The 8,256-nt window shown below is 69.3% G+C and carries 10 protein-coding genes; 5 read left to right on the top strand and 5 right to left on the bottom strand.

What is annotated here, in order from left to right; translation table 11 throughout:
• Window positions 1-44: 44 nt before the first annotated feature.
• Entirely contained in the window at window positions 45-1,019 is a 975-nt protein-coding gene (locus tag ACIBI9_RS59110; protein WP_397236471.1) for a formylglycine-generating enzyme family protein, read from the top strand.
• Window positions 1,020-1,037: 18 nt separating this feature from the next.
• Here the strand turns inward: ACIBI9_RS59110 and ACIBI9_RS59115 are convergent, their stop codons facing one another.
• A complete protein-coding gene (locus tag ACIBI9_RS59115; protein ID WP_397236473.1) occupies window positions 1,038-1,799 on the bottom strand; it encodes a hypothetical protein in 762 nt (253 codons plus the stop codon).
• 194 nt (window positions 1,800-1,993) lie between these two features.
• On the opposite strand from ACIBI9_RS59115, the gene ACIBI9_RS59120 reads away from it, so the two are divergent.
• Window positions 1,994-2,581, top strand: coding sequence for a hypothetical protein (locus ACIBI9_RS59120; RefSeq protein WP_397236475.1), 588 nt, complete (start codon window positions 1,994-1,996; stop codon window positions 2,579-2,581).
• Between the two features lie 97 nt (window positions 2,582-2,678).
• On the top strand, window positions 2,679-3,509 hold the full coding sequence (locus tag ACIBI9_RS59125; protein WP_397236477.1) for a TIGR02452 family protein: 831 nt from the start codon (window positions 2,679-2,681) through the stop codon (window positions 3,507-3,509).
• A 41-nt stretch (window positions 3,510-3,550) separates the two neighbouring features.
• On the opposite strand, the gene ACIBI9_RS59130 is transcribed toward ACIBI9_RS59125, so the two are convergent.
• The 4 genes from ACIBI9_RS59130 to ACIBI9_RS59145 all read right to left on the bottom strand — a co-directional run bounded on the left by ACIBI9_RS59130 (window position 3,551) and on the right by ACIBI9_RS59145 (window position 5,760).
• The gene (locus tag ACIBI9_RS59130; RefSeq protein ID WP_397236479.1) at window positions 3,551-3,751 is read right to left on the bottom strand and encodes a hypothetical protein; all 201 of its coding nucleotides are present in this window, start codon (window positions 3,749-3,751) and stop codon (window positions 3,551-3,553) included.
• A gap of 214 nt (window positions 3,752-3,965) precedes the next feature.
• On the bottom strand, window positions 3,966-4,271 hold the full coding sequence (locus tag ACIBI9_RS59135; RefSeq protein WP_397236481.1) for a hypothetical protein: 306 nt from the start codon (window positions 4,269-4,271) through the stop codon (window positions 3,966-3,968).
• A 36-nt stretch (window positions 4,272-4,307) separates the two neighbouring features.
• Window positions 4,308-4,985 (bottom strand): DJ-1/PfpI family protein, encoded by a 678-nt coding sequence (locus tag ACIBI9_RS59140; protein WP_397236483.1) that lies wholly within the window; start codon window positions 4,983-4,985, stop codon window positions 4,308-4,310.
• Window positions 4,986-5,268: 283 nt separating this feature from the next.
• A complete protein-coding gene (locus tag ACIBI9_RS59145) occupies window positions 5,269-5,760 on the bottom strand; it encodes a hypothetical protein (protein ID WP_397236485.1) in 492 nt (163 codons plus the stop codon).
• A gap of 99 nt (window positions 5,761-5,859) precedes the next feature.
• Here ACIBI9_RS59145 and ACIBI9_RS59150 point away from each other — a divergent pair, with 99 nt between their 5' ends.
• Both ACIBI9_RS59150 and ACIBI9_RS59155 read left to right on the top strand, forming a co-directional pair.
• Window positions 5,860-6,636, top strand: a complete 777-nt coding sequence (locus ACIBI9_RS59150; protein ID WP_397236487.1) for an NDP-sugar synthase — start codon at window positions 5,860-5,862, stop codon at window positions 6,634-6,636.
• 229 nt (window positions 6,637-6,865) lie between these two features.
• Window positions 6,866-8,086 carry a cytochrome P450 gene (locus ACIBI9_RS59155; RefSeq protein WP_397236489.1) on the top strand — a complete coding sequence of 407 codons (1,221 nt, stop codon included), beginning with the start codon at window positions 6,866-6,868 and terminating at the stop codon, window positions 8,084-8,086.
• Window positions 8,087-8,256: the final 170 nt, after the last annotated feature.

Consider the following 8,256-nt stretch of genomic DNA (forward strand, 5'->3'; position numbering starts at 1 on the left):
CGTTGTGACGGAGTTAACCGTGCCACAAGTGGAATGGTGATACCATGACACAAGTGTCACCCTCTGTCGATAGGCCCGACCCCTCTTCCTGCTGCACGCCAAACCTGGCGTCTGCCTCGGGCCGGGACCGCGGACCCCTTCCCGCCGGGCGCGGCGCCCATCTGATCGAGCAGTGCCACGTCGAAGCCGGCGCCTTCCGCATGGGTGACCCCTTCGGCGACGGCCTGGCCGGAGACGGCGAGACGCCGGTGCACGAGGTGTCGCTGGACGCGTTCGACATCGACGCGACCACCGTGACCAACGCCGACTTCGCCCGCTTCGCCGACGACACCGGCTATCGCACCGAGGCGGAGCTCGCCGGATCCTCGGCGGTCTTCCACACGCTGGCGCACCCGCGGGCGAGCGTCATCGGCCGCTCGCCCCGCGCTCCCTGGTGGCTCGCCGTCGAAGGCGCGAGCTGGAGGCATCCGGAAGGCCCCGGCTCCGACCTGCGGGAAGACCATCCCGTGGTCCACGTGACCTGGAACGACGCCCAGGCCTACTGCGCCTGGGCCGGGCGTCGCCTGCCCACCGAGGCCGAATGGGAGCGCGCCGCACGCGGCGGCCTCGACGGCGCCCGCTACCCCTGGGGCGACGACCTCCTCGACGCGCGGGGTCGTTGGCAGGCCAACATCTGGCAGGGCTCGTTCCCGCAGCGCGACGCCGGCGAGGACGGCTGGCGGGGCACCGCGCCCGTACGGGCGTTCGCACCGAACGGTTTCGGGCTCTGGCAGGCCGTGGGCAACGTCTGGGAGTGGTGCGACGACCCCTTCGACCCGCGGGCGTACGCCAAACGAGCCCGCGCGCAGGAGCGGATCCACGACCCGCGCTCCCGGGTCGCGCCGAGGCTCCGGGTCCTGCGCGGAGGCTCGTACCTGTGCCACGACTCCTACTGCAACCGCTACCGCAACGCCGCCAGATCGTCGAACACGCCCGACTCGAGCATGGGCAACGCCGGCTTTCGCACGGTGGCGCCCTGAGAGGCTGCAGCCGGGCCGTCAGCCGACGGTGGCGTTGCGGATCGTGCCGGTGCCGTTCCAGACGTCGATGCCGAAGTAGCCGCCGCCGGTGGCGGTGTCCGTCACGTCGATCACCGGCTCGGCGCCGAGGCACACCCGGATGCGCGGCCCGTTCGCTTCCACTTTGAGATGGTACGAGGTGCCGGGCTCGTAGCCGCCGTCGGCGCGGGTGTGCAGTAGCAGGCCGAACTCGGCGGTGACCTCGTGGGTGTCACCCGCGACCCCGGCCAGCGGGGTGCTCCCGCTGATCAGCCGTCCGCCCCAGGTGCGTCCCTTGCCACGGATCCCGGACGACGCGCACGCCTTCGAGGAAGGTACGCAGCCGCAGCTCGCCGGGGAAGCTCGCGTTGCCGGTCCCCGAGATGCCGCGAGCTCTCCCCTCCAGGAGTCACCACCTTGCGCCCGCTGTCGTAGCATCGAGATGCCACACCCCCACCTGATGGCGTCGCGGCCTACCGGAAAGACGTTGTCCGCGCTCAGGCCGTGCGCGTGATCACCTTCGATCCTGAGGCCCTCTCTGACCAGGATGCGGTCCGGGCCGTCCCACACATGCACCGCGGCGAGCGCGCTGGTCTCTCGCGCGTCGAAGAGAATCAGCACCCTGTCCAGGGTGGCCCGCCGGTCTTCGACGATGACCGGGGTGGGAATGGCCCGGTGGATCCAGTCGCCGCCGTTCGCCGAAAGCGAGAAGGTTACGCCGAATCCCTGACGCAGTGCGTTCGTGCCGGGATTTTCGGCCACGGCCGTGAATGTCCCTAAAGTTTGGGATATTCGTCTTCCGATAATTCAGTGGAAAATATACTTATCGACGGCCTTTACAAAGTAGATTTACTAGGCCGGGCTGCAGGACCGGTCCCGGAGGCGTGCTGGTTTTCTGATTTCCGCCGAGTCACCGACCTGGACGTGAGTGTGAACGCAATCCCCCTGGAGTCTCCGTGAACCGCACGCTGTCCTTCCGTCGCCTTCAGCCGGCCCCAGGCGCGGCCCTCGTGGTCCTGCTGATGGCCGGATGTGGATCCGCCCCGACCGTCGGAGGCAAAGCCGCTGACACGGCGTCCTCCAGCAAACCCGCAAGCACGGCGGCCACGGCTTCCCCGAGTACCGGCGCATCCGCCGGCACACCGACCAGCACGCCCACCCCGTCGGCGCGGCCCCTGCCGCGCGCAGCCGACGGCAAGCGCTACTCGACCTGCAGGGACGGTACGTGCGAGGTGGCCATATCCCGGCCGGTGCGCATCGCCGTAAAGGGCGGCCGCCTGACCGTGATCAAGGTGAAGCCGAACAACAGCCTGAAATTCGATCTGACCTTCACCTACGGCGGCGGCGGCGGTTCCGGTGTGCTGAAGGGCACCTGCGGCACCATCGCCACCTTCTATCGATATGCCGGTGGAGCCGGTATGGAGGGCTGCCGCTCCGAAGACAGCACTCCGAAGAAGCCTGCCCGTGTGAAGGGCGCACTCCGGATGCAACTGGTCGGCTGGGACAGGGACAAGGCCGCGGTCCTGCGGTTGGTGTCAGGCTGACGCGGCTCTCCGGGGTGCCGGGACCGATCGACAAGCCCTCCAGCTGGCCGCAAAACCGTTCGATCGCGGCGCTGATCGCGATCTACGATGCGGATCTGTGGGCAACAGATTGAGCCATGTCGCGACGGTGAACGAGCAGATCGCCGCCGACGGCCGGTACACCGCCGAGGACGGCACCCTCGTCACCGTGGGTCCCGCGCTGGAGGCGGCGATCGCCGGCACGGTGAGCCATCCGCCGGACGAGCCGATCGCCGCGCCGGCCGCCGCGGGCCACCGGACGTCTTTCGAGGTCACCGCGGAAGGCAGCCTGCAGGCCGCGCGGCGGCTGCACCTGGCAGGCGCCGAACGGATCGCCGTGCTGAACTTCGCCTCGGCCCGCAATCCCGGCGGCGGCTACCTCGGCGGGGCCAAGGCGCAGGAGGAGGACCTGTGCCGGGCGAGCCTGCTGCACCCCTGTCTGCTGAATGCTCCCGACTACTACGCCGCGCACCGCGCCTCCTCCGACCTGCTCTACAGCCACCGGGTCATCTGGTCTCCCGATGTGCCGGTGCACCGCGACGACCGCGGCCGGTTGCTGAGCGAGCCGTACCTGGTCTCGTTCCTGACCTCGCCCGCACCCAACGCCGGGCAGCTGCTGCGGCGCGATCCCGGCGCGGGGCCGCGGATCCGGCGGGCGCTGCACGAACGTGCCGGGCGTGTGCTGGCCGTCGCAGCCCACCACGGCGCGCGGCAGCTCGTGCTCGGGGCGTGGGGGTGCGGGGTGTTCCGCAACGACCCGCGTGAGGTCGCCGCGGCCTTCCACGCCCATCTGGCCGAGGGCGGGGTGTTCGAACGGGTGGTGTTCGCGGTGTGGGACCGGTCGGAGGAGTCGGCCAACCGGGCCGCGTTCGCCGAACGCTTCGGGGAGCCGGTCACAGGGGCCGGCTGAGCGCGTCGAGGCCGGCCCTGGAAGATCGCTGATCGGGAGGCTCAGCGCCCGCAGGTCGATGCCGACGAGGAGGCGGCCGGAGTACCCCGTCGTGCGAGCTGCCGCCATACGCGGGGCTTCAGCTCCAGGTTCTTCGCTCCGGCGGGTTCGGCGACCTGCTCGATCGTGGTGTACGCGGACAGCAGGTGCTCACGCAGCGGCCCGGCCGTCTCAGGCGGCAGGGTGAAGACGGTACGGTCCACGAAGCCCGGGTCGATGACCTCAGCGGTGGTTTGCCTCCCGCGTCCACGGCCCAGATGCCCGTCAGGTCCGCGCTCCCGTACCCGGAACAGGCTGTCGGACCCGGCGAAAGCGCTGCCCCACGCACCGTCACCGATGCAGCGGCCGTACCCATGAGGGTCAGGAATCGTCGGCGGCCGGGCCGCGCACCGCCTCAACGTTGCGCGTAGGACCCCCTCACGCACCGGCGCGACGCTGACCGGCGACCTTGGAGGAAGGCAGGCGGCCGGCCTTGGACGTGCCCGTCATCGAGTCGCCTTCGACGACGACGTCGAAGGTGAGATTCAGGCGCATCGGCTTGGTGATGGACTGCTTCCAGACGATCCGGTTCCCCTCCACGGCGACGTCGCGCAGTTCGACCTCGTCTCCGGCTCCGGAGGCGGTGCCGGACCAGGCGCCGGCCTCCTCGCGCAACTCGACGGCCACGGCGAGCTTGCCGATAGGGGTGGAAAGCGACAGGTCCCACATGCCGGCGGGATTCATACGACGACTCTTTTCTTCCACGTGCAGACCCGGCGGTCAGAAGGCGAGGGGGGCGGGGCCGGTGTTGCGCCATACGACGCCACGGCGCTCGTAGGCGAACAGTTCCTCGACGGCATGCGCGATCCGCGGTCCGAGCTCCCGTTCCAGCAGGTAGAGGCCCACGTCGAGCCCCGAGGTGACGCCGCCGCCCGAGACGAGGTCGCCGTCGTCCACGACGCGGGCGCGGACCGCGTGCACGCCGGTGGCGTCGAGCAGGTCGACACCCATGTGGTGGGTGGTGGCGTACCGGCCCTCCAGCAGGCCCGCCATGGCGAGGACGAGTGCGCCGCCGCACACCGTGGCGACGGTCACCTCGGGACGCTCCATCGCCGCCTTCAGCAGGGCGGGCAGCTCGGTGTCCAGCGTGCGGGCCAGCAGCACCGGGATGAGTTCGTCCTGCTGCCCCGGCTGCGCCTCGATGTCCTCACCGGGCTCGCCGATCCGGCCCGAGGCGCCGGGCACCACGACCAGGTCCGCCTTCGCCGGGTCCAGCGCGGCCGTGGCGCGCAGCGGCATACCGCCGGTGCCGCTCACCACCTCGCGCGCCCCCTCGGCGCTCACCAGCTCCACCGTCAGCGCCCCGCCGGAGGCGACGCCTCCGCCATGGAGCACTTCGTACGGGGCGATGACGTCGAGCGGATCGAAGCCATCGAAGAGGACGATCTGAGCATGCATGAAATGTCCATCTAACTAGGGAAATGACCGGTTATCGCCCCCGGTCGGCGCCTAACTTACGAGAGCGCCGAAGCGGCCCCCAGTAGCTTGATCGACAAAATCCAACGGGAACTCGCCACACCGGCACCCGGCCTCCGACGCCCGCCCCAGCCGTCATACCGCTGGAACGCCGGGAAGGCCCGGGTACCGCCCCGCAGAAGCGCCGTCAATCGGTTCGGGGTGAGCCTCGCAGGACGGCGCCTCCAGGGCAGCGGCATGCCCGTCCAGGGTGAGCGATATGGCGTCACCCGGCGTCCTGGCGCGGGTCGATCCACGCCTCGGTGACCTGCCCGTCGGGCAGTGCGATGTCCAACTGCCCGCACCATGAGCGCGTCGGCTCCCATCCCTCGGCCGGCCTGAAGTTCAGCCGCAGCCGGCGGGCCGAGCGGGGAACCGGCCCACCCAGATCGCGAGTTCCGTGCGCGGCCGCCTCGCCCTCCGGGTCGAAGGCGCCACCATTGTCGTCGCGGTACGGGGTGCCGAGGTCATCCTCAGCGGACAGCATCCAGTACCAGAAGAACGGCCCTTTGGTTTCCAGCTCGTGTTGCCGCACTCCAGGGACGAACTCGTAATGCAGCACGCCGTCGGCGCCCGATATCTCCAGTCCGCGGGCGACCACGTGGTGGCCCTCCACCAGCTCCCCGAGATCGATGTCGAAGACGACGTCGGGACGGCGCAGCCCTCCCATCTTGGCGAAGTAGGCGTCGGTGGCCGTGCGCGGCGGAATGCTGATCACGGCTACCAGCATCGGGCACGATCGGGAAGTCGGCCAACCGATATTCGCGTGCGAGTTCGACCAGGTCGTCGTTTGGCGTGCCGCGTATAGATTGCGGGGATGACATTCGACGATCTCATCCCGTCCGCCGGTGAATCGCCGCTGGTATCACGGCCGGTGACCCAGGCCGTGCTCCTCGCCGGTGGCAAGGGATCGCGTCTGCGCCCTTACACCGACACCCGGCCCAAGCCGATGGTCGAGATCCCAGGCACCGGCCTTCCCATCATCGGCCACCAGCTGGAATGGCTGGCGGCCGAAGGAGTGACTGATGCCATCATCTCCTGCGGCTACCTCTCCGAGGTCGTGCTCGACTGGCTGAGCACGGCGAGTCTGCCGCTCAAGGTGACCCCGGTGATCGAGGCCGAAGCGCTTGGGCGTGGTGGCGGGCTGAAGTTCGCCGCTGCCTCTCTGCCCCGCCCGGACGAGCCCTGGTACGCCACCAACGGCGACATCTGGACCCGCTTCAGCCTGCGCGCCATGGCGGGCTTCCACCATGAGCGGGACGCCCATGCCACCCTCGCCCTGGCCCGCCCGCGACTCCCCTGGGGCACCGTCGACATCGACCGCTTCGGCAACGTCCTCGACTTCGTCGAGGCTCCGCCGTCGCCCTATCTGATCAACGCCGGTGTCTACGTCTTCTCCGCCGAATTCACCTCGATGCTGCCGGACGTCGGCGACCATGAGCGGAGCACGTTTCCCCACCTCGCCCGCCAGCGCCGCCTGGCGGGTTATGAGTTGCCGCAAGGGGTGTACTGGCGAGCCATCGACACGGCCAAGGATCTGGACGAGGCCGCCAAGGAACTGGCCGCCTTCCGCATGAAGAACACGGCGTCCTGATCTTGTGGTGCCGGCTCCGGCCGCACTGCGCCCGCCGAAACTCCAACCAAGCAGATTGACGAGGCCATTCTTCATTTCCCAAGGTGACCGATTGCCGGTTTTCCCACCGTAATCCGAGGTTCACCGGACGGATGGCCATAACTCAAAAGAGTGCGTAGCGCGTTACTTCATTTTCGCCGCGATGTCAGGGAGTGTGGACAAGACGCCCATCTCTGCAGGGAGGATGACGTTGTCGACATCCGTGGGCCAGGAACCCACTCCCCCGAACGTGCCGTTCCTCGATGTCCTGGATCCGGCTTTCGACTTCGGCGCCCCCGAGGTCTTCGCGGCCCAAGCGGAAAGCTGGTACGCGACCAGCCCCATAGGCCTGCTCGTGCTGCGATATGAGCAGGCCAATGACCTCCTACGCGACCGAAGGCTGGACCACAACGGCAAGCGTTACCTGGAGACGAACGGGATCTTCGACGGTCCGATTTACGAGTGGTTCGTCCCGATGATCGTCAACCACGACGGAGAGGATCACCGCCGACTGCGCCGCCTGACGAGCAAGGCGTTCACCGCGCGCACGGTGGAGAATCTGCGGCCGTTCATCCGGGCGCAGGTCGAGCAGCTGGCCGAGGGCCTGTCCTCGGCCGAGACGTGCGAGTTCGTCGAGGACTTCGGCTCCCGGCTGCCGCTGGCGGTCATGTGCCGGTTGCTCGGCGTACCGCCCGAGGACTACGACGTCTTCGGCACCTGGACCAGGGACATCGGCCTGGTCTTCAGCCTCGCGGCCGGGGGCGATGTCGTCACCAGGGTGGAAGCCGCCGTACGCGGTCTGAACGACTACGCCGACTTCCTCATCGAGGAGAAGTCGGCCAGGCCCACCGACGACCTCACCTCCGCCCTGGTCGCGGCCTATCAGGCCGACGACGGCCGCGTCAGCGAGGACGAGCTGCGCAACCTCCTGGTCACGCTCGTGTTCGGCGCCCAGGACAACACCCGGTACCAGCTCGCCAACGCCCTGGTCGCCTTCTCCGACCACCCCGACCAGTGGACCCTGCTGGGGCAGCGGCCGGAGCTGGCGGCCCAGGCCGTCGAAGAGGTGATGCGCTGGCTTCCCTCGGCGGGCACCATCTACCGGTTCGCCGCGGAGGACTTCGACTACGAGGGATTGCACATCGCGCGCGACACGTTCCTCATCATGGGCGTGAGCATCGCCCAGCGCGACCCGCGTGCCCACAAGAACGCCGATCGGTTCGACATCACGGCCGTCAGGGACAACCCCCCGCTGCAGTTCGGCGCGGGCCCGCACCACTGCCTGGGCGCGGCCCTGGCCCGCGTCGAGATAGGGGAGGCACTCCCCATCCTCGCCGCACGACTGGGCCCACCCTCCGTCGCGGGGCCGATCGCCTGGCAGGGCCCCCTCGGCATCCAGGGCCCGGACGTGCTGCCGCTGCGCTTCGGCTGATCAGGACTCGCCGTCCGCCCTCCTCCCGGGGAGGGCGGACGGGAACGTGCCCAGGGCGCTCATGGCCGGGAAACGCCGTGGTAGTGCGGCAGATCGAGCGGCGGCACCGGGAAGCCACCTGCCGTCGGCTCTTCGGTCAGTTCCTCGAACTCGGCCTCGACCTGGGCCTT

This window comes from Nonomuraea sp. NPDC050451, assembly GCF_044458585.1.

Coding starts and splice junctions, on each gene's coding strand:
- ACIBI9_RS59110 (WP_397236471.1), top strand. CDS start 45: ATGACACAAGTGTCACCCTCTGTCGATAGGCCCGACCCCTCTTCCTGC.
- ACIBI9_RS59135 (WP_397236481.1), bottom strand. CDS start 4,271: ATGAATCCCGCCGGCATGTGGGACCTGTCGCTTTCCACCCCTATCGGC.
- ACIBI9_RS59150 (WP_397236487.1), top strand. CDS start 5,860: ATGACATTCGACGATCTCATCCCGTCCGCCGGTGAATCGCCGCTGGTA.
- ACIBI9_RS59140 (WP_397236483.1), bottom strand. CDS start 4,985: ATGCATGCTCAGATCGTCCTCTTCGATGGCTTCGATCCGCTCGACGTC.